At 62.3% G+C, this 19,122-nt stretch carries 13 protein-coding genes; 5 read left to right on the top strand and 8 right to left on the bottom strand.

The window, feature by feature from the left end:
* The first annotated feature begins 233 nt into the window (after positions 1-233).
* Positions 234-1,061, top strand: coding sequence for a ThiF family adenylyltransferase (locus ACSQ25_RS23715; RefSeq protein WP_436108204.1), 828 nt, complete (start codon positions 234-236; stop codon positions 1,059-1,061).
* On the opposite strand, the gene ACSQ25_RS23720 is transcribed toward ACSQ25_RS23715, so the two are convergent.
* The 4 genes from ACSQ25_RS23720 to ACSQ25_RS23735 all read right to left on the bottom strand — a co-directional run bounded on the left by ACSQ25_RS23720 (position 1,058) and on the right by ACSQ25_RS23735 (position 6,192).
* The gene (locus tag ACSQ25_RS23720) at positions 1,058-1,912 is read right to left on the bottom strand and encodes a PEP-CTERM/exosortase system-associated acyltransferase (RefSeq protein ID WP_436108205.1); all 855 of its coding nucleotides are present in this window, start codon (positions 1,910-1,912) and stop codon (positions 1,058-1,060) included. The genes ACSQ25_RS23715 and ACSQ25_RS23720 overlap by 4 nt on opposite strands.
* A gap of 23 nt (positions 1,913-1,935) precedes the next feature.
* Entirely contained in the window at positions 1,936-2,805 is an 870-nt protein-coding gene (locus tag ACSQ25_RS23725) for a PEP-CTERM/exosortase system-associated acyltransferase (protein ID WP_436108206.1), read from the bottom strand.
* Between the two features lie 62 nt (positions 2,806-2,867).
* The gene (gene prsT / locus ACSQ25_RS23730) at positions 2,868-5,648 is read right to left on the bottom strand and encodes an XrtA/PEP-CTERM system TPR-repeat protein PrsT (protein ID WP_436108207.1); all 2,781 of its coding nucleotides are present in this window, start codon (positions 5,646-5,648) and stop codon (positions 2,868-2,870) included.
* Between the two features lie 241 nt (positions 5,649-5,889).
* Complete coding sequence (locus tag ACSQ25_RS23735; protein ID WP_436108208.1) at positions 5,890-6,192, bottom strand: hypothetical protein; 303 nt, start codon at positions 6,190-6,192, stop codon at positions 5,890-5,892.
* Between the two features lie 143 nt (positions 6,193-6,335).
* Here ACSQ25_RS23735 and ACSQ25_RS23740 point away from each other — a divergent pair, with 143 nt between their 5' ends.
* Both ACSQ25_RS23740 and ACSQ25_RS23745 read left to right on the top strand, forming a co-directional pair.
* The gene (locus ACSQ25_RS23740) at positions 6,336-6,605 is read left to right on the top strand and encodes a MoaD/ThiS family protein (RefSeq protein ID WP_436108209.1); all 270 of its coding nucleotides are present in this window, start codon (positions 6,336-6,338) and stop codon (positions 6,603-6,605) included.
* A 4-nt stretch (positions 6,606-6,609) separates the two neighbouring features.
* The gene (locus ACSQ25_RS23745; RefSeq protein WP_436108210.1) at positions 6,610-7,698 is read left to right on the top strand and encodes a WD40/YVTN/BNR-like repeat-containing protein; all 1,089 of its coding nucleotides are present in this window, start codon (positions 6,610-6,612) and stop codon (positions 7,696-7,698) included.
* A gap of 15 nt (positions 7,699-7,713) precedes the next feature.
* Here the strand turns inward: ACSQ25_RS23745 and icmF are convergent, their stop codons facing one another.
* The 3 genes from icmF to ACSQ25_RS23760 form a co-directional block, all read right to left on the bottom strand.
* Positions 7,714-11,001 (bottom strand): fused isobutyryl-CoA mutase/GTPase IcmF, encoded by a 3,288-nt coding sequence (gene icmF / locus ACSQ25_RS23750; RefSeq protein ID WP_436108211.1) that lies wholly within the window; start codon positions 10,999-11,001, stop codon positions 7,714-7,716.
* A 118-nt stretch (positions 11,002-11,119) separates the two neighbouring features.
* Positions 11,120-14,677 (bottom strand): indolepyruvate ferredoxin oxidoreductase family protein, encoded by a 3,558-nt coding sequence (locus tag ACSQ25_RS23755; protein WP_436108212.1) that lies wholly within the window; start codon positions 14,675-14,677, stop codon positions 11,120-11,122.
* Between the two features lie 152 nt (positions 14,678-14,829).
* The gene (locus ACSQ25_RS23760; protein WP_436108213.1) at positions 14,830-15,765 is read right to left on the bottom strand and encodes a LysR substrate-binding domain-containing protein; all 936 of its coding nucleotides are present in this window, start codon (positions 15,763-15,765) and stop codon (positions 14,830-14,832) included.
* Positions 15,766-15,872: 107 nt separating this feature from the next.
* On the opposite strand from ACSQ25_RS23760, the gene ACSQ25_RS23765 reads away from it, so the two are divergent.
* Both ACSQ25_RS23765 and ACSQ25_RS23770 read left to right on the top strand, forming a co-directional pair.
* Complete coding sequence (locus ACSQ25_RS23765; protein ID WP_436108214.1) at positions 15,873-17,093, top strand: HD-GYP domain-containing protein; 1,221 nt, start codon at positions 15,873-15,875, stop codon at positions 17,091-17,093.
* Between the two features lie 199 nt (positions 17,094-17,292).
* Entirely contained in the window at positions 17,293-17,901 is a 609-nt protein-coding gene (locus ACSQ25_RS23770; protein WP_436108215.1) for a 2-hydroxychromene-2-carboxylate isomerase, read from the top strand.
* Here the strand turns inward: ACSQ25_RS23770 and ACSQ25_RS23775 are convergent.
* The gene (locus ACSQ25_RS23775; RefSeq protein WP_436108216.1) at positions 17,898-18,935 is read right to left on the bottom strand and encodes a GGDEF domain-containing protein; all 1,038 of its coding nucleotides are present in this window, start codon (positions 18,933-18,935) and stop codon (positions 17,898-17,900) included. The two genes, ACSQ25_RS23770 and ACSQ25_RS23775, sit on opposite strands and share 4 nt — an antisense overlap.
* Positions 18,936-19,122: the final 187 nt, after the last annotated feature.

Genomic DNA, 19,122 nt, shown 5'->3' on the forward strand with positions numbered 1-19,122 from the left:
TATACACAACAGCGACATGGACTATTAAGCATGTTCCGTGCCAGATTTAATTCTTTTACTTAACATGTTGATTCAAAAGGAAAAGCTGAAAGCACGTTCAAGTAGGGGCCCTGCGCCTGCTGGGGTACTGTAAGAGAATTCGACAGTGAGCCAGCGAACATAACTATCGCCTAAGGCAATAAATTGAACTAGGATTCCTTTATTGCTCACCCGACCACGAGATACGAGATCCGATGAATACTTTTAACTACGATGAATTTACCAAGCGAAACAGTGGATATATCCACGCCACGACTCAGGACAAGATTCGGAATACCCGTATCCTGTTTGCCGGTTGTGGGCTCGGCAGCGGTCCCGTCATTTGCGCAGCCCGCACCGGCTTCCAGCATTTCGTGCTCATCGACGGTGACACTGTCGATGCGCATAACCTGAACCGGCAGTTTTTCGATTTCGAAGACGTAGGAATGCCGAAGGTTGAGGCATTGAAAAAACACATCCTGCGCATCAACCCGGAGGCCAAAGTCGAGGTCCATGTCGCCATGCTGGACAAGCACAATGCAGCCGACCTGGTCGACAAGGTCGATGTCATCTTCGACACGATCGATTTCGTCGATCTGGAAGCAGTGCTTGCACTGCACGGCAATGCGGCCGCCCGGAGCAAGCCTATCTTCACTGCAATGAACATCGGATTTGGTGCGGGGGTGCTGTACTTCGCGCCGGACTCGGGGCATTCGCTGCCCGCGATTCTGCAGCGCGATGTCGAGGCCGCCGCCGCTGAGGGAAATTTGAGTTATACCGCCGTGTTCACGCGGGTGATGGGACGTATTGGCGCGCACCTCGACCAGCAGGTGAGGGAAGAGGTAGCGAAAGCCTTGACCATTATGGCCGACGGTACGGCATGCCCGGCGTCGCAGATTGCCGTAGGCAGTTTCTCAGTAGCAGCGCTAGCGATGGCGATGATGCATGACATGCTTGCCGGAATGGAGGTGCCGCAGGCACCGCATATGGTCATCCATAGTTTCCGCAATCATGTCACCAAGCTGGTCAGTATCGCTGCTTAGTTGATATCGTTGCCCAGCCCTGGTTTGCGTACCACGTGTATGCGCGAAGGATGGGCATGTTCGACAACTGGCGGCTTTTCAGCAAACCAAGCCGCCAGCGTTGGATTACTCGTCGCCAACTTGCGCCGCAAATCGTGCAGATCGAGCACGTATGGTGTTACCGAACCATAATAATTAGCTTCCGGACCGATTGCCATAAATCGGAATCCCATTTTCTTCAGTGCATGCGCCAGTGAGCGCTCCATTGCCGCAAACCAATAGCGAATTCCGGTGTCTTCACTGTGCCGGAACATTTCGCGGTACATTCCGAGCAAGAGCATCGGCGACGTGCGGTCGCGCCGGTCGACGGCGGGATCGAATTCGACTCCTGCCTCATTGTTCTGGACGAAACCAGGCACGCCGAGCACGCTGTCGGCACGCCGGCGCCGGTGGCTTTTCTTGACCACCAGGCGCGAAATTTCAGCTGCCTGCTCACGTTCAGGAAAGTCGTAATCGCTGAATACTTCGCAATGCAATTCGAAGGGATAGGGCTTTGGTACCTGCGGCTGCACGAGTCTGACGGCGCCAACCAGCTTTTCGTCCATCGTGTAGGCCGCGAAGTGGGTGGATGCGTCGTCATAGTCGTCGAGTTCAAGTCCGTCGACGTACTGTTCGGGTTGCAAAAATGCACATTCGAGGCAGTACACCTGATGGCGCAGCCTGAAAATGTCATTAGGAATATTGTTGGGATTGCAGCCCCGGTAAGCCCGGAAAATCTTGCGGTTGACGTGGTCGATTGTTTCTTGATGTGCCCCGAACTCAACACGGGACAGGAAGGCGTCAGGGTTGACGCGTAGTTTTCCGTTGTCCATCTGTCCTTCCAGTCTGGAACTAGTTATTTTTTCCTGAGCCCTCCCAGGAAGTTTCCGGCCATAGTCTTCACCATGATCCAGAAGGGAATCGGTTCATCGTTGAACCAGGCTGCCAGGAATTTATTTTCTCTCTCTAAACGCCCGATCAGTTCATCCAAGTCGGCCATATGGGGGGTGACGGGGCCGTAGTAGTCGACCTGTGGCCCGATTGGCACAAACTTGAATCCCATCTTTTCTAGCGAGCGCGCCAGTGACCTCTCCATAGCGGCGTACCAGTAACGGATCCCGTTCTGACGGCTATAGCGGTACATCTCCCGATACATTCCCAACAATAATAGCGGACTATTTCCACGCTTGTCGCGCCGTACGCTTGAGTGCGGTTTGATGGTCTTGGCGCTGCCTTTTTCGACAAAATCCTGAGAGATGCCTTCCATCGAATCTCCCCGGCGCCGGCGGTAAGACTTTCTCACCACCAGGCGCGAGATTTCGGCAACCGATTCGCGGGCCGGCGCGACAAAATCGGGAAAAGGCATGCAATGCGATTCGAAGGGGTATTCCTGGCCCGGGTGGGGCTGTACCAGGCGCACAGTGCCGACAATATTGTTGTCGAGAGTGTAGGCAGCAAAGTGGATGGAACAGTCGTCGTACTCGTCCGTCTCGAGACCCTCTTCAAATTCACTCGCTGCAAGGTACTGCCGCTCCAGGCAGTAGACCTCGTAACGGAGTTTAAAAATTTCCTTCAGGACATTAGATTCGATATTACCCTTCAAGACTCTTCGGAAATTGAAGTATGGAATGAGAATGTCGCGTTTCCCATTCAAACGCTCTACCATTTGAGAAAAGAATCCACCTACAGCGCGTTCGCAATCTTGTTGTTGGGTAATGGAATTCATTGTCTTGTCGGGCGGTATGGTGTTGAGGTAGAGGGGCGGCCGCACGGCGGCCGCCTCAGGCCTTATAACTGACGCAACAGAGCTTTTGCCTCATCCATCGCGGCGAAAGGCTCGCCGCTGGCGAGCGATTTTTCGACTTCCCTGCGCGCCCCGGCCTTGTCGCCCGCTTTCGCCAGCGCAGCGGCGAGATGGAAGCGCATATCCAGCGATTTCGGCGAGGCGTCAACGGCTTTGCGCAGCAGATCGACACCGCGTCCGGTTTCGCCTTGCTGTACGAGGATCCATCCCAAGGTATCCATCACGGCAGGACTCTTCCCGGCAAGCTTGTAGGCCTGCTCCGCCGTCGGTAGTGCACGCGCATCATTTTCTTGCTGGTAAGCCCAAGCCAGGTTGTTGAGCGCAACAGGGTTCGAAGGATTCGTCTTCAACGCTGCCTGTAAGGCTGCGATGGCGGGTTTGTACTGGCGCTTGGCCAAATAGCTGTCGGCCACCAGCATGGCAATCTGGTCATTACCCGGATTGGCGGCGTGGTACTTCACCAAGCGCGCTTCGCCTTCCGCCGCCCTGCCGTTTTGAGCAAGCGCCTGATGGATTTTCATCAGCACCTGGGGGGATTGGGAGGTGGCGAAGGCTTTTTCGAAGGCCGCCAAGGCCGGGGCAAGCTTTTTCTGCGACAGGAGCAGCTCTCCTTCCAGCAGCTGGCCAGTCACTTTCTTTGGATCGTCCGCCTGGATCTGACGGGCGATCGCAAGCGCTTCCTCGTGCTTGCCGCTACGGTTTGCCAGTTCGATCTGCCCCAAGCGTGCCAGCAAGAATTTTGGATCGATTGACAAGGCGCGCTTGAGGCTTTCTGCTGCAGCACTGTCGTTCTTCATCATCATCTGCACGGACGCCAGGCGCACGTGGGCCGGCGCCGACTTCGGCACCGCCGCGGTCAGCTTGCTGTATGACTCGAGCGCACCGTTCAAGTCCTTGCTGGCGACTTGTGCCTGACCCATCATGTCCAGCACGGCTGGGTCCGCGGGATGCACTGTCAGCGTCGAACGCATCAGCACCAGGGCTTTATCGGCCTGCTTAGCGTTCAGATAATGGCCGGCCAGAGTTAATGCCGGGGCGACATCTCCCGTGTTTGCGGCCTGCGCTTTTTCCAGCCAAGTGGTAGCCTCAGCGACTTTGCCCTGAGACAATTCGAGCGCTGCGAGCGAACGCATGGCGTCAAAATGCTTGTTATCTTTCGCCAAAACGGTTTCAAAGCGCTTTTTTGCGCCAGCGACGTTTTTCTCCGACATGTCGATCCGTGCCAGAAGGGAAACCGCAGGGAAGTAGGTGGGATTCAGCGCGACCGCTCGGTCAAGGCTGGTACGGGCGTTCTTGACATCTTTCGTAGCCAGGTGAACGGTAGCTTTCGCGGTATGGACGGCCGGATTGTCCGGCTGGGCCTTTTCGAGCTTTTGAACGGCGGCCATGGCCTTGTCGAATTTGCCTCGGCGCAGTTCGGCCTGGACCAGGGCAAAGCCGGCGTCGGTGTTCTTCGGGTCGAGGGTGGCAGCGCGCTCCAGTTCGCCGATCCCCTTGTCCAGCTCGCCCTGTCCGAGCTTCGACAGACCGAGCGAGGTATGGATGCTGGATGCGCCCGGTGCCAGCACGCTGGCCTGTTCGAGGTAGGCCGAAGCCTTGGCAAAATCACGCGCCTGCAGGTAGGACTGGCCGGTCAGCGCCAGCAGCTGCGGATCCTGGCCGCCGTCCTTGAGGGCCGGGGCCAGCACCGCCGTCGCCTCGCCCGGCTGGCCTGATTTCAGCAGAACTTGCGCCAGCAGCTTGCGGGCGTAAAGGTTATTTGCGTTCGTTTGGAGGTATTTGCGCAAGTACTGCTCGGCCTGTTGGTTGGCGCCCAGCTTTAATTCCACAGCGCCGGACAGCAGGATGCTCGGCATGTGCTCTGGGGAGACCCTCAAGACTTTTTGCAGGGATTCTTTTGCTTCCGCATTCTTACCGTTCGTGTAGTCGAGCAAGGCTTGGGCATAAGTCACGTTGAGATCGCCGTTCCACTGTTTCCGAGCGGCATCGAGGTCGGCTTTTGCTCCAGCCAGGTCGCCAGTTCCGATGTGGACGTAGGCTTTTTCGACATGGGCGCTTCGATGTCCCGGATTGATCTCGAGTACCTTGTCATAGGCAGCAAGCGCTTCCTTGGCGTTGTTCGTGCTGCGCAAAAAGTTACCCTTCATCATCCACGCTTCGACATGGCGCGGCGCACGGGTCGTAGCCTCCTCCACGTAGCGCTGCGCGCCTTGCCGATCATTGGCAACGGCCGCATGGCGCGCCAGGCCGATCAGCGCGTCGCCAGAATTCGGATCCAGCGCCAGCGCGGCATCAAAGGCTTCCTTCGATTGTTCGCGTTGTTCCAGCCAGAAGTGGGCGTCACCGCGGCGGGCCATCAGTTCGGCCGATTTTTGTGCTTGTTCCGGCTTGATTTCTTCCAGGACTTCCTTGAATTTCCCTTGCATGAGCAAGGCGCGCGCCATATTCGGCAGGATCCTGTCGGATGCGCCACCGAGACTGGCTGCCTTGCGCAGTTCCTTATCCGCGGAAGTGGCATCGCCGAGTTCAAGATGCAGGGTGCCGAGGCGCAGGCGCGCCTCCGCGTTTTCCGGGTTTTGTGCAACAGCATTCTTGAGCTGGATCAGCGCAGCCTTGTGGTCGCCCTTCTTTTCATACTGTTGCGCTTCGGCAATCAGCTCTTCCGCAGTTTGCGAGCGGCTGCAACCCGCCATGCCCGCGCTCAGCAGGATGGCGCCGGAAACCACGGCAACGGCAAGTTGTTTCTTGGTGAGAGTACTCGGCATTGTCTTTCCCTTTGATGAAGGCGCTTGCGTAAAGATTGTTTTCGGTACAAGCGAAGTTTCCCGAGTGTTAATAATACCCTAAGGAATCCGTTGTCAACGTCATCATCTGATTCGTATCTATAAATAGCCGGTTACTGTTGCTATTGTGCGAGATGGAACGGGTTTTCGTGTTGATTTATGGAAAGATAACAGCAGTTCGCTGCTGATTGCAGCCCCATGGATGGGGGATCAGCGCATATGCTCAAGGTTTGCGCAGGCGGCTGAGGAGGGCTTCGACATTCTCACCGACAGGTAAACCATGCCGGCGCAATAACTGGACATGCAACACCAGGTTTTCCAGCACCAGCTTGGCCGATACCGCGAGCAGGGTCATCAGACGGTCTTCGGTGCTGAAGTTTTCCATCGCCGCCGCCATCTCGCACAGGTGGGTGGCGACCAATCCACGCAATTCATCCTCGGGAAAGGGAAGGTCGGCGAAATCGATCGGGTCTTCCAGTTCGACTTCGCGCATCAGGGCGGCGAGCTGTTCGGGTTGAATCGGCATGCGTGAACTCCGCTGGTTGTCGTCAGTCCATTCTAGGCCAGGGCAGCGAGGGGCGGCCACGGGATTGGACAGTAGCCGCCCCGGTCCGACAGGCATAGAATGGCATTTCGCAAGAGAAACAACGAAGGAGCGTCAGGTCGGCCATGGCACAGCTGTTCTTCACCCAGCAATTGGCGCGCTTTACCAGCGTGCCGCAAGTCGCGTCCGCGGCGTGCGAGCTCCGCGCCGGGCTGGAGGATGCCTTCGCCATCAATCCGCTGCTGCGCGGCTACGTGCTCGATGACCAGGGCCGGCTGCGCGCGAACGTGACGATCTTTATCGACGGCCGGCGTTGCCGCGACCCCGCGCGCCTGGACGACCCTTTGCTGCCTGACAGCCAGGTCTACGTGCTGCAGGCACTTTCCGGAGGCTGAAACGATGAGCGAGCGTGCATATCTGTCGACCCGCAAGGGCCTGTTCGAACTGCGCAAGGAAGGCGGACGCTGGGACTTCGGTCCGGTTCATTTCCTTGGCGAGCCGGTATCGATGGCGCTGCCGGACCCGCGCGACGGCGCCCTGTATGCGGCGCTCAACCTGGGCCACTTCGGCGTGAAGCTGCACCGCCGCCGCGCCGGCAGCGAAACCTGGACCGAACTGCCGGCGCCTGCCTATCCGCCCAAACCGGAGGACAGCGAGGACAAGACCGACTGGAACAACCGGATGATCTGGGTGCTGGAGGCAGGCCATGCCAGCCAGCCCGGCCTGCTGTGGGCGGGCACGCTGCCCGGCGGCCTGTTCGTCTCGCGCGACCATGGCGATTCCTGGCAGCTGGTGCGTTCGCTGTGGGACGTGCCGCAGCGCGCCAACTGGTTCGGCGGCGGCTACGACGTTCCCGGCATCCACAGCATCAGCATCGATCCCCGCGACGCCGGGCGCCTGCTGGTGGGGGTATCCTGCGGCGGCGCCTGGCGCAGCGAGGATGGCGGCGAAAGCTGGACCGTCAGCGCGACCGGCATGCGTGCCGACTACATGCCGCCCGAGATGAACGAGAACGAGGAAGTGCAGGACCCGCACCGTATCGTGCGCTGCGCCGGACAGCCGGACGTGCTCTGGTGCCAGCACCACAACGGCATGTGGCGCTCGCTCGATGGCGGTCGGCGCTGGCAGGAGATCAGGGGCGCGCCGCTGTCGCATTTCGGTTTCGCGGTGGCGGCCCATCCGCTTGATGCCGACACGGCCTGGTTCGTGCCGGCCGAGGCGGACCAGCGCCGCATTCCGGTGGGCGCGGCCCTGGCGGTGCTGCGCACCCGCGACGGCGGCAAGAGCTTCGAGGTGCTGCGCCATGGCCTGCCGCAGGAGCATTGCTATGACCTGGTGTACCGCCACGGACTGGCGGTGAGCGGCGACGGCCGCACCTTGCTGATGGGGTCGACGACGGGCGGGGTGTGGATCTCGGAAAACGGCGGCGACAGCTGGCGGACTTTGTCCACCACGCTGCCGCCGGTGTATGCGGTGAGTTTCGGCTAAAAACTCACCGAAGGATTACATATTGCGGCGGTACTGCCCGCCGACCTCGAACAGCGCGGTCGTGATCTGGCCCAGCGAGCAGACGCGCACGGCGTCCATCAGCCTGGCGAACACATTCTCGTTGTCGATCGCGGCCTGCTGCAGTGCTGCCAGCGCGGCCGGGGCCTGGTCGGCATTGCGTGCGTGGAAGGCTTCCAGGCGGGTCAGCTGCGACTGCTTTTCGTCGTCGGTCGAACGCGCCAGCTCGATCGTCGCCGGTGCACCGGCGCCGTTCGGGTTGCGGAAGGTGTTCACGCCGATGATCGGCAGCGAGCCGTCGTGCTTCTTGTGCTCGTACAGCATCGACTCTTCCTGGATCTTGCCGCGCTGGTAGCCGGTTTCCATCGCGCCCAGCACGCCGCCGCGCTCGGCGATGCGTTCGAACTCCTGCATCACCTGCTCTTCGACCAGGTCGGTCAGCTCGTCCATGATGAAGGAACCCTGGTTCGGATTCTCGTTCTTCGCCAGACCCCATTCGCGGTTGATGATCAGCTGGATGGCTAAGGCCCGGCGCACCGATTCGTCGGTCGGCGTGGTGATCGCTTCGTCGTAGGCGTTGGTGTGCAGCGAGTTGCAGTTGTCGTAGATCGCGATCAGGGCCTGCAGCGTAGTGCGGATGTCGTTGAAGTCGATCTCCTGCGCATGCAGCGAGCGGCCCGAGGTCTGGATGTGGTACTTCAGCTTCTGCGAACGCTCGTTGGCGCCGTATTTGTCGCGCATCGCCACCGCCCAGATGCGGCGCGCCACGCGGCCCAGCACCGTGTATTCCGGATCCATGCCGTTCGAGAAGAAGAAGGACAGGTTCGGGGCGAAGTCGTCGATGTGCATGCCGCGCGCCAGGTAGGCTTCCACAAAAGTGAAGCCGTTCGACAGCGTGAAGGCCAGCTGCGAGATCGGGTTCGCGCCGGCTTCGGCGATGTGGTAGCCCGAGATCGACACCGAGTAGAAGTTGCGCACCTGGTGGTGCACGAAGTATTCCTGGATGTCGCCCATCACCTTCAGCGAGAACTCGGTCGAGAAGATGCAGGTGTTCTGGCCCTGGTCTTCCTTCAGGATGTCGGCCTGCACCGTGCCGCGCACGTTCATCAGGACCCAGTCCTTGATCTTCTGGGCCTCGTCGTCGGTCGGCTGGCGATGATTGTCGGCCACGAACTTGTCGATCTGCTGGTCGATGGCGGTATTCATGAACATCGCCAGGATGGTCGGGGCCGGGCCGTTGATGGTCATCGACACCGAGGTGCTCGGGCTGCACAGGTCGAAGCCGTCGTACAGCACCTTCATGTCGTCCAGGGTCGCGATCGACACGCCCGAGTTGCCGACCTTGCCGTAGATGTCGGGACGGATGGCCGGGTCGGCGCCGTACAGGGTCACCGAGTCGAAGGCGGTGGACAGGCGTTTCGCGTCCATGCCGGTCGACACCAGCTTGAAGCGCTTGTTCGTGCGGAAGGCGTCGCCTTCACCCGCGAACATGCGGGTCGGGTCTTCGCCTTCGCGCTTGAAGGCGAACACGCCGGCCGTGTAGGGGAAGGAGCCCGGCACGTTTTCCAGCATCAGGAAGCGCAGGATCTCGCCGTGGTCTTCGAACTTCGGCAGCGCGACCTTGCGGATCGGATTGCCGGACAGGGTCTTTTGCACCAGGCGGGTACGGATTTCCTTGTCGCGGATCTTGACGACGTAATCGTCGCCCGCATAGGCGGCCTGCATGTCCGGCCACATGGCCAGCAGCTTCTTGGCGCCGCCTTCCATGGCGTTGTCGCGTTCCGTGATCAGGTCGTCGAGGACAATCTCACGGTTGGCGGCGGCCAGCATGCGCTGGGTCTCGCTGAGCTGCTGGCGCTCGCGTGCCAGTTGCACCTGCTTTTTCACGTTGCGGTGGTAGCCGCGCACGGTGTCGGCGATCTCGGCGAGATAGCGCGCACGGGCCGGCGGAACGATCACGTTCTTGCCGCTCGAGTACTTTTGCGTCGGCGGGGCCAGGCGGCTTGCATCGACCTTGAGGCCCAGTTCCGCCAGCTTCGGCAGCAGGCCGTGGTAGAGGGCAGTGACGCCGTCGTCGTTGAAGCGCGACGCCTGGGTGCCGTAGACCGGCATCTCGTCAGGCTGCTTGCTCCACAGTTCGCGGTTGCGCTGATACTGCTTGGCGACGTCGCGCAGGGCATCCTGCGCACCCTTGCGGTCGAATTTGTTGATGGCGATGAAGTCGGCGAAGTCGAGCATGTCGATCTTCTCGAGCTGCGAGGCGGCGCCGAATTCCGGGGTCATCACGTACATCGAGGTGTCGACGTGCGGCACGATGGCGGCGTCGCCCTGGCCAATGCCCGAGGTCTCGACGATGACCAGGTCGAAGCCGGCCACCTTGCAGGCGGCGATCACGCTGGGGAGCGCCTGCGAGATTTCGGAGCCGGCTTCACGGGTGGCGAGCGAACGCATGAAGACGCGCGCCTGGCCGTTCCACGGGTTGATCGCATTCATGCGGATGCGGTCGCCCAGCAGGGCGCCGCCCGACTTGCGGCGCGACGGGTCGATCGAGATGACGGCGATGTTGAGACGGTCGCCCTGGTCGAGGCGGATGCGGCGGATCAGTTCATCGGTCAGCGAGGACTTGCCGGCGCCACCGGTGCCGGTGATGCCCAGCACCGGTGTCTTGACGGTATCGGCAACTTCCACGATCTGCTTGTGCAGTTCGGGGTCGGCCTTGCCGTTTTCGAGCGCGGTGATCAGCTGGGCCAGCGGACGGTGGCGCGCGGCGATGTCGCCCTGCTGCAGCGCTTCGATCGAGCTCGGTGCGTAGGAGGACAGATCGACGTCGCAGCTTTCCAGCATCGAGCGGATCATGCCGACCAGGCCCATGCGCTGGCCGTCTTCCGGGCTGAAGATGCGGGTGACGCCATAGGCGTGCAGGTCTTCGATCTCGCTGGGGACGATCACGCCGCCGCCGCCGCCGAACACCTTGATGTGGGCGCCGCCGCGCTGGCGCAGCAGGTCGATCATGTACTTGAAGTATTCGACGTGGCCGCCCTGGTAGCTCGAGATGGCGATGCCTTGCACGTCTTCGGCCAGGGCCGCGGTGACGACTTCGTCGACCGAGCGATTGTGGCCGAGGTGGATCACTTCGGCGCCGTTCGACTGCAGGATGCGGCGCATGATGTTGATCGAGGCGTCATGGCCGTCGAACAGGGAAGCGGCGGTCACGAAGCGCACCTTGTTGGCCAGCTTCGGCTGCTCCGGCAGGTCGAGTTTCGCGGCGGTGGTGATGTCGTTCATTGGATTAGGTCCTTGGGAGTTCGGGAGGACAGGGGTATCCTGGTACGGTATATGACGTTAACGTTAACGTCAAGCTGGGCGCGCGGAAGGGGAGCGGCAATCCGCCCCCTCCAGTTAATTACGCAGCGCGACGCTTGATGTTGCCGGAAAGCAGCTCAGCCTTGCGTGCACGGAACTCGGCCACGGCCTTTTCCTTCACGTGGCCGAAGCCGCGGATCTGTTCCGGCAGCGAGGCCAGTTCGACGGCATCCGCATGGTTGGCCGCGTCCAGCGTGGCGATCAGGCCTTCCACCATCTCACGGTATTCGCCAATCAGGGCACGTTCCATCTTGCGCTCCGCGGTGTGGCCGAAGATGTCGAAGGCACCGCCGCGCAGGCCTTTCATTTTCGCCAGCAGCTTGAACGCGCCGAACATCCAGGAGCCGTACTGCGCCTTGACCATGTGGCCCTTGGCGTCCTTCTTGGCGAACAGCGGCGGGGCCAGGTTGAACTTCAGGCTGAAGTCACCTTCGAACTGGGTCTTGAGCTGCTCGACGAAGCGGCCGTCGGTGTAGAGGCGCGCCACTTCATACTCGTCCTTGTAGGCCATCAGCTTGAAGTAGTACTTGGCGACAGCGGTAGACAGCTTGTTGCCCAGGCCTTTCGCGGTCTCGGTAGCCTGCACGCGTGCCACCAGGTCTTCATAGACACGTGCATAGGCAGCATCCTGGTAGCCGGTCAGGAATTCGACACGCTTCTTGACGATCGCCCCCAGGCTTTGCGGCATCTGCACCACGATCGAATGGGTCGGCGTGGCCTGCTTCTCGACGCGCTTGAAGTCCACGGCGGCGCGGCGGCCCCACAGGAAGCTCATCTTGTTGGAAGCGACGGCCACGCCATTCAGCTCGATCGCGCGCAGCAGCGCGGCTTCCGACAGCGGGATGCGGCCCTTCTGCCAGGCGTAACCCATCAGGAACAGGTTGGTCGCGATCGAGTCGCCCATCAGCGCGGTCGCGAGTTTGGTCGCGTCGACGAAATCGGCGCCCGACTCGCCACCCACGGCTTCCAGGATCAGGGAGCGTACATCACCGGACGGGAATTCCCAGTCGCGCTGCTGGGCGAAGGTGCCGGTCGGCTGCTCGTGCAGGTTGACGATGGCCAGGGTGCGGCCCGGACGCATCTTGGATACCGCATCGGCGGCGCCGGTGGTCAGGATGTCGCAACCGAGGATCAGGTCCGCCTCTCCGGTGGCGATACGCTGCGCGCGCAGGCGGTCCGGGGTGGCGGCGATCTTCACGTGCGAAGTCACCGAGCCGTTCTTCTGGCTCATGCCGGTCATGTCCAGCACCGATGCGCCCTTGCCCTCGAGGTGGGCGGCCATGCCCATCAGGGCGCCGACGGTGATGACGCCGGTGCCGCCGATGCCGTTGATCAGGATGTTGTACGGGTGCTCGACGCTCGGCAGGACCGGCTCAGGGAGCGAACCCCAGCCATCGTCGGCGCCGTTCTTCGACACGCCGGCCTTGCTCTTCTTGAGCGTGCCGCCTTCGACGGTGACGAAGCTCGGGCAGAAGCCCTTGGCGCAGGAGTAGTCCTTGTTGCACGAGGACTGGTCGATCTGGCGCTTGCGGCCGAATTCCGTTTCCTTCGGCAGGATCGAGACGCAGTTCGACTGGATGCCGCAGTCGCCGCAGCCTTCGCACACGGCTTCGTTGATCACCATGCGCTGGTTCGGGTCGGGGAACTCGCCTTTCTTGCGACGGCGGCGCTTCTCGGCGGCGCAGGTCTGGTCGTAGATGATGACGGTCACGCCCGGCAGTTCGCGCAGCTCGCGCTGGACGTCGTCCATGTGCTTGCGGTCGTGCAGGGTGACCATTGCCGGCAGGTTCGAGCGGTCCGCGTAGCGCGACAGGTCTTCGGTGACGAGCGCAATGCGCTTGACGCCTTCGGCCGCCATCTGTTGCGCGATCATCGGCACCGAGGTCTGGCCGTCGACCGGCTGGCCGCCGGTCATCGCGACCGCGTCGTTGTACAGGATCTTGTAGGTGATGTTGACCTTGGCCGCCACCGCCGCGCGGATCGCCAGGTAGCCCGAGTGGAAGTAGGTGCCGTCGCCCAGGTTCTGGAACACGTGCGGCACCTGCGAGAACGCGGCCTGGCCGATCCAGGGCGTGCCTTCGCCGCCCATGTGGGTGGTCAGCTTGTTCATCTCCGGGTAGATCGAGGTCGCCATCACGTGGCAGCCGATGCCGGCCAGCGCGAAGGAACCGTCCGGCACCTTGGTCGAGGTGTTGTGCGGGCAGCCGGAGCAGTAGAAGGCCGGGCGGAAGGGCGTGGTGATCGCCTTCTGCAGTACGGCGTCCTTGGCTTCGAGGAAGGACAGGCGCGCCTTGATCAGGTCACGGGTAGCCTCGTCGGTGACCAGGCGTGCAATGCGGCCGGCGATCACGCGCGCGACTTGCGCCACCGAGAAGTCGGCCTTGGGCGGCAGCAGCCAGTCGCCGCGCGGCGCGACCCATTCGCCCTTGTCGTCGAACTTGCCGACAATGTGAGGGCGCACGTCGTCGCGCCAGTTGTACAGCTGTTCTTTCAGTTGGTACTCGACGACCTGGCGCTTCTCTTCGACCACCAGGATCTCTTCCAGGCCTTGCGCGAATTCGCGCACGCCTTCCGGCTCCAGCGGCCAGATCATCGCGACCTTGTACAGGCGCAGGCCGACCTTGGCGGCCATGGCTTCGTCGATGCCCAGTTCTTCCAGCGCTTCCAGCACGTCGAGGTAGGACTTGCCGGAGGCGATGATGCCGAGTTTCGCGTCCGGGCTGTCGATGGTGGTGCGATTCAGCTTGTTCTCGCGCGCATAGGCCAGCGCCGCGTAGATTTTATAGTCCTGCATCAGCGCTTCCTGGGCGCGCGCCTGCTGGCCCAGCGGGACCGAGGACAATTTCGTATTCAGGCCGCCTTCGGGCATCGTGAAGTCCTTCGGATACTTCACCTCGACGCGGAAGGGATTGGCATCGACCGAGGCGCTCGATTCGACCGTGTCGGCCAGTGCCTTGAAGGCGACCGCGCAGCCCGAGTAGCGCGACATGGCCCAGCCGTGCACGCCCAGGTCCAGGTATTCCTGCACGTTGCAAGGGTAGAGCACCGGGATCATGCAGGCCGAGAAGATGTGGTCGGACTGGTGCGGCAGGGTCGAGGAATAGGCGCCGTGGTCGTCGCCGGCCACCAGCAGCACGCCACCGTGCTGCGCGGTGCCGGCATGGTTCATGTGCTTGAAGACGTCGCCGCAGCGGTCCACGCCCGGGCCCTTGCCGTACCACATGGCGAACACGCCGTCGTACTTGGCGGGTCCGATCAGGTCGACGGTCTGGGTGCCCCAGACCGCGGTCGCTGCCAGGTCTTCGTTCACGCCCGGCACGAACTGGATCTTGTTCGCTTCCAGATGGCCCTTGGCCTTCCACAGGGTCTCATCGAGGCCGCCGAGCGGCGAGCCGCGGTAGCCGGACACGAAGCCGGCGGTGTTCAGGCCGGCGGCGGCATCGCGCTCGCGCTGCATCATCGGCAGGCGCACGAGAGCCTGGATACCGGACAGGAAGATGTTGCCGGACTTGGCGGTGTATTTGTCGTCCAGGGTAACGGTGTGAAGGCGGGACGAATAGTCCGGCGCCACGGCCTGTGGCGTGACGGTATCTGGCATGCGGGTCTCCATTGTGTGGTTCGGTGCTGTGGCGCCGGCCGCCGGGTAGGCGAGGGCGCTTTTTAACCGCGTGGAGTGTAGGGATTTAGTCCCGGCAGGGCCAATAGGGAATGCGGATGGGGGTATAAGAAAAAATGATGACCGTTATATGGTCAACCCGAGATCAGGCGCGCGCCCGGCCAGGCGCCGCGCGCGCACAGGTCTTCGGTCACTTCGCGCACCAGCTTCCCGATCGCCGCCGCCGCATTCGTCAGCGGGATGTTACGCGACGCGCACAGCGTCACATGGCGCGTCACCGCCGGCGCGCCGACCGGCCAGGCCGCCATCGCGCCGCGCTCGATGTCGGCCAGCAGGGGCGCAACCGGCAGCAGGGTGGCGCCGAGATCGGCCAGCAGGGCCGAGCGCAGGATGGCGAGCGAGTTGATTTCGAGGACAGGGCCGAGCGCCAGGCCCGCGCCTTGCGCCACCTGCTCGACCAGCGGCCGCACGCCGTGCTGGCGCGCCGGCAGGATCAGGGTGCTGGCCAGCGCTTCCTTCAGGGTCAGCGTCGCTGCCGCCGGCGCGAAAGCCGAACCGGCACGGCAGATGAACATCAGGTCTTCCTCGACCAGCGCGGTCGCGGTGAAGTGTCCGGCCGGGACTTCATCGAACAGCACCGCCAGGTTCAGGCGGCCCGACTTCAGCTGCTCGGTGAGGCTGCCCGAGATCTCCTCGGTCAGCTGGAGCGTGATTTCGGGATACCTGGCACGCGCGGCCCGCAGCAACGGCAGCGCCAGTGCACCCGAAATGCTGTGAGGAAGGCCGAGCGACACGCTGCCCGACGGCCGGGTGGTGGACTGGACCACCGCCGAACGCGCATCGGCCACCTGCTTGAGGATGGCCTGGGCATGCTCGTAGAAGATCTTGCCCGCATCGGTGCTCAGCACGCCATGTGCCGAGCGGTGCAGCAGTTGCGCACCCAGTTCTTCCTCGAGCTGGCGCAGCTGCTGCGTCAAGGCCGGCTGCGCAACGTGCAGGACCAGTGCGGCGCGCGACAGCGAACCGTGGTCGACGATGGCGACAAAATACCGGAGTTGACGAAGTTCCATTCTTGGCTGTGTGTCTTATAAGCAACAAACGATGATGGAATGTAACAATATTGCTATACTGCATGATGGCCGACGGGCGCCGACATTATTACAGACAGAGTAGCGATATGTTGAAAAAGGTGGATGCATCACAGCTGAAGGTCGGGATGTTCATCCACGACCTCGATTGCGGCTGGATGGAACATCCTTTCGTGCGCAGCCGCTTCCTGCTGACCACCAACGAAGAGATCTACAAGATCCGCAACGCCAAGATCCGCGGCGTCGTCATCGACTGCAGCAAGGGCATGGACGTGGATGATGCGCCGACCCTGGCCCAGGCCGAAGCCGCGACCGAAGCGGAAGTCACGGCGATCGCCACCAAACCCTTGATCGTCACCCGCGTGTCGCTGGGCGAAGAACTGCAGCGTGCCGCCCAGATCCGCAAGCAGGCCGCCGGCCTGGTGCGCACCGTGATGGCCGATGCCCGCCTCGGCAAGGCGGTCGAGCTGGACAAGGTGGGGCCGGTGGTCGAGAGCGTGACCGAATCGATCCTGCGCAATTCCGGCGCCCTGCTGGGCCTCCTGCGCATCAAGAACAAGGACGACTACACCTTCCTGCATTCGGTCAGCGTGTGCGCGCTGCTGGTGGCGTTCTGCCGTTCGCGCAAGATGGACGAAGACACGATCTACCAGGCCGGCCTGGGCGGCCTGCTGCACGACACCGGCAAGGCGCTGGTGCCGGACGCCATCCTGAACAAGCAGGGCCGCCTGAGCGACGAGGAATTCGACATCATCAAGCGCCATCCGCGCGACGGCTACGACATCCTGGTCAAGACGCCGGAGATCGGCCCGATCCCGCTCGACATCACGCTGCACCACCATGAACGGCGCGACGGCAGCGGCTATCCGGACAAGCAGGACGAAGCTCGCATCAGCGAGCTGGCGCAGATGGCGGCGATCGTCGACGTCTACGATGCGATTACCTCGGACCGCTGCTACCACAAGGGCATGCCGGCGGCCGAAGCGCTGCGCAAGATCTACGAGTGGAGCAAGTTCCACTTCAGCCCGACGCTGGCCCAGGAGTTCATGCGCTGCGTCGGCATCTACCCGGTCGGCACCCTGGTGCTGCTCGAATCGGGGCGCCTCGGCGTGGTGATCGAGCCGCACGAAACCAGCCTGCTCACGCCGAAGGTCAATGTGTTCTTCAGCACCAAGACGCCTGGCTATATCAAGCCGCAGACCCTCGACCTGTCCAAGCCGCTCGGCTTCGGCGGCGGCGACAAGATCCTGCGCCACGAGTCGGCCGAGAAGTGGAACGTCAACCCGCTGCAGTTCATGAACATCGCCTGAGATCCAGGCTGTTCCTTACAGGCCGCCACGGCCTGTCCGCCGCCGTCGCGGATGGACGCCACCAGCGCCGATGCCGCGCCCGGCGCCAGTCATGATCAGTAGCTTGCTCATCTTCCCTCCGCATTCCATGGCTTCCATGCGCACGATACCCGACAATGCGGCGACAATGGCGTTTTCCACCAAGCGGGGAGGGAAGGGCATGGCGGCACCCATCGAATGCTGGTTCGAGTTCGGCAGCAACTACAGCTATCTTTCCGTGATGCGCATCGAGGCCCTGGCCGGCAGCGCCGGTGTGCCCTTGCACTGGAAGCCCTTCCTGCTCGGGCCCATCTTCCGCGAACTCGGCTGGCAAAGCTCGCCCTTCGCCGAGCAGAAAGAGAAAGGCGAATACGTCTGGCGCGACATGGCGCGCCGCAGCGCGAAGTACGGGCTGCCTTTCACGCGGCCGACGAATTTTCCGCGCCGGGCGGTGCTGCCGTTGCGCGTGGCGCTGCTGGGCAGCGGACAGCCGTGGATCGGGGAATTCTGCCGCCGCATCATGCGCGAGAACTGGGTGCACGACCGTGAGATCGACGACGCCGGCGTGGTGCTGGCCGCGCTCGACGGCCTGGTTGCGGATCCCGCCGCGATCGTGCAGGCGGCCGGACAGCCGGATGCGAAGGAAGCGCTGCGTGCGCAGACCGCCGCTGCGCGGGCACGCGGCATCTTTGGTGCGCCGACCTTCATCGTGCAGGGCGAGATGTTCTGGGGCGACGACCGCCTGGAAGATGCGCTGGAGTTCGCGCAGCGGGTTGCCCCCTCGCCTTAGAAGAATTCGGCGGTATCGTTGGTGGCGATGGTTTGCAGCAGGCCGTTCGCGACCAGTTCCTCGTAATGGCAGGCGCGGTTGCGCCCGTTGGCCTTGGCGAAGTACAGGGCCTGGTCCGCGTGGCCCAGGGTCACCACCGGCGAATCGGCGGCGCTGATGCTGGTGAAGCCGACGCTCACCGTGACCCGTCCCACCTGCGGGAATACGTGCGCCTCGACGTTGGTGCGGAAGCGGTCGATGATCTTGCGCGCGTTCTCCAGCGTGGTCGAGCGCAGCAGTACCACGAACTCTTCGCCGCCGAAGCGGAACACCCGGTCCTGCGAACGGAAGGAAGACTGCAGCAGGTTGGCGATCAGGATCAGCACTTCGTCGCCGTACAGGTGGCCGAAGCGGTCGTTCACGCTCTTGAAATGGTCGACGTCGACCACGGCCAGCCATTGCTTTTCCTCGGCCACGTGGTGGCGCCTTTCGAGATGGCCCGGCATTCGCGGCTCGGCGTCCCCGCAGTGCAGCATGCGCGCCAGCTGGTCGTCGAAGGTCTTGCGGTTCAGGAGCCCGGTGAGCGAGTCGCGCTCGCTGTAGTCGAGCAGGTTCTGGAAGTTGCGGTACACGCTCACGATCCCGCTGATGGTGTGGATCGACTCGGCGGTGAATACGTGTTCGTGCGTGATCTCGAGGCAGGTGTCGGCCTGGTCCCCGAACCAGATCGGCAGCCACAGGCGGCGCAGGCCGTCGCTTCCCATGCCTTCGGCGCGCGAATCGTGGTGTTCGAGGCAGTGCGCCAGTTCCGGAAAGAGCGCGATCGGATCTCCCGCGCTCGCGGCGTCGTGCATCTCTACCGGACAGGCCACGCCGCCGGCGCGGATGCAGGCGCGCGGACGGACGAATTTCTGGCCGCAGACCGTCGTGATGCTCAAGACCCGGGTCTGCAGCGCCCCCGCCAGTTCCTGGACCGCTGAAATCACGGAGATGTCGAGCATCGTGTGATCGCGGTGGCCAGTCATGTCCACCATGTGTCTCAGCAGGGAATCCATGTCGGTTTTTTCAGAAACAGAGAGAACTGAATCAGGCAAAGAGCGCGGCCGGGTTGATCGCATAATTGCCGCTTTTTTAAGCGGGCAAGAGGGACAGCATAATGCGTTTTTGTATAGTAGGCAACTATTCTTAACAATAATTATCGTTTTGATGCAAATACGGTAGGCACCCGGATCGCTGCGTTTG

The sequence above is a fragment of the Massilia sp. LjRoot122 genome (assembly GCF_964252725.1).
In the GTDB taxonomy this organism is placed as follows: Bacteria; Pseudomonadota; Gammaproteobacteria; order Burkholderiales; family Burkholderiaceae_D; genus Telluria.

What these genes read in the sequence shown, in the direction of transcription:
- ACSQ25_RS23745 (WP_436108210.1), top strand. Translation starts at nt 6,610, where the DNA reads ATGAGCGAGCGTGCATATCTGTCGACCCGCAAGGGCCTGTTCGAACTG.
- ACSQ25_RS23770 (WP_436108215.1), top strand. Translation starts at nt 17,293, where the DNA reads ATGGCGGCACCCATCGAATGCTGGTTCGAGTTCGGCAGCAACTACAGC.
- ACSQ25_RS23735 (WP_436108208.1), bottom strand. Translation starts at nt 6,192, where the DNA reads ATGCCGATTCAACCCGAACAGCTCGCCGCCCTGATGCGCGAAGTCGAA.
- ACSQ25_RS23765 (WP_436108214.1), top strand. Translation starts at nt 15,873, where the DNA reads ATGTTGAAAAAGGTGGATGCATCACAGCTGAAGGTCGGGATGTTCATC.
- prsT (WP_436108207.1), bottom strand. Translation starts at nt 5,648, where the DNA reads ATGCCGAGTACTCTCACCAAGAAACAACTTGCCGTTGCCGTGGTTTCC.
- ACSQ25_RS23725 (WP_436108206.1), bottom strand. Translation starts at nt 2,805, where the DNA reads ATGAATTCCATTACCCAACAACAAGATTGCGAACGCGCTGTAGGTGGA.
- ACSQ25_RS23760 (WP_436108213.1), bottom strand. Translation starts at nt 15,765, where the DNA reads ATGGAACTTCGTCAACTCCGGTATTTTGTCGCCATCGTCGACCACGGT.
- ACSQ25_RS23775 (WP_436108216.1), bottom strand. Translation starts at nt 18,935, where the DNA reads ATGGATTCCCTGCTGAGACACATGGTGGACATGACTGGCCACCGCGAT.
- ACSQ25_RS23715 (WP_436108204.1), top strand. Translation starts at nt 234, where the DNA reads ATGAATACTTTTAACTACGATGAATTTACCAAGCGAAACAGTGGATAT.
- ACSQ25_RS23720 (WP_436108205.1), bottom strand. Translation starts at nt 1,912, where the DNA reads ATGGACAACGGAAAACTACGCGTCAACCCTGACGCCTTCCTGTCCCGT.
- icmF (WP_436108211.1), bottom strand. Translation starts at nt 11,001, where the DNA reads ATGAACGACATCACCACCGCCGCGAAACTCGACCTGCCGGAGCAGCCG.
- ACSQ25_RS23740 (WP_436108209.1), top strand. Translation starts at nt 6,336, where the DNA reads ATGGCACAGCTGTTCTTCACCCAGCAATTGGCGCGCTTTACCAGCGTG.
- ACSQ25_RS23755 (WP_436108212.1), bottom strand. Translation starts at nt 14,677, where the DNA reads ATGCCAGATACCGTCACGCCACAGGCCGTGGCGCCGGACTATTCGTCC.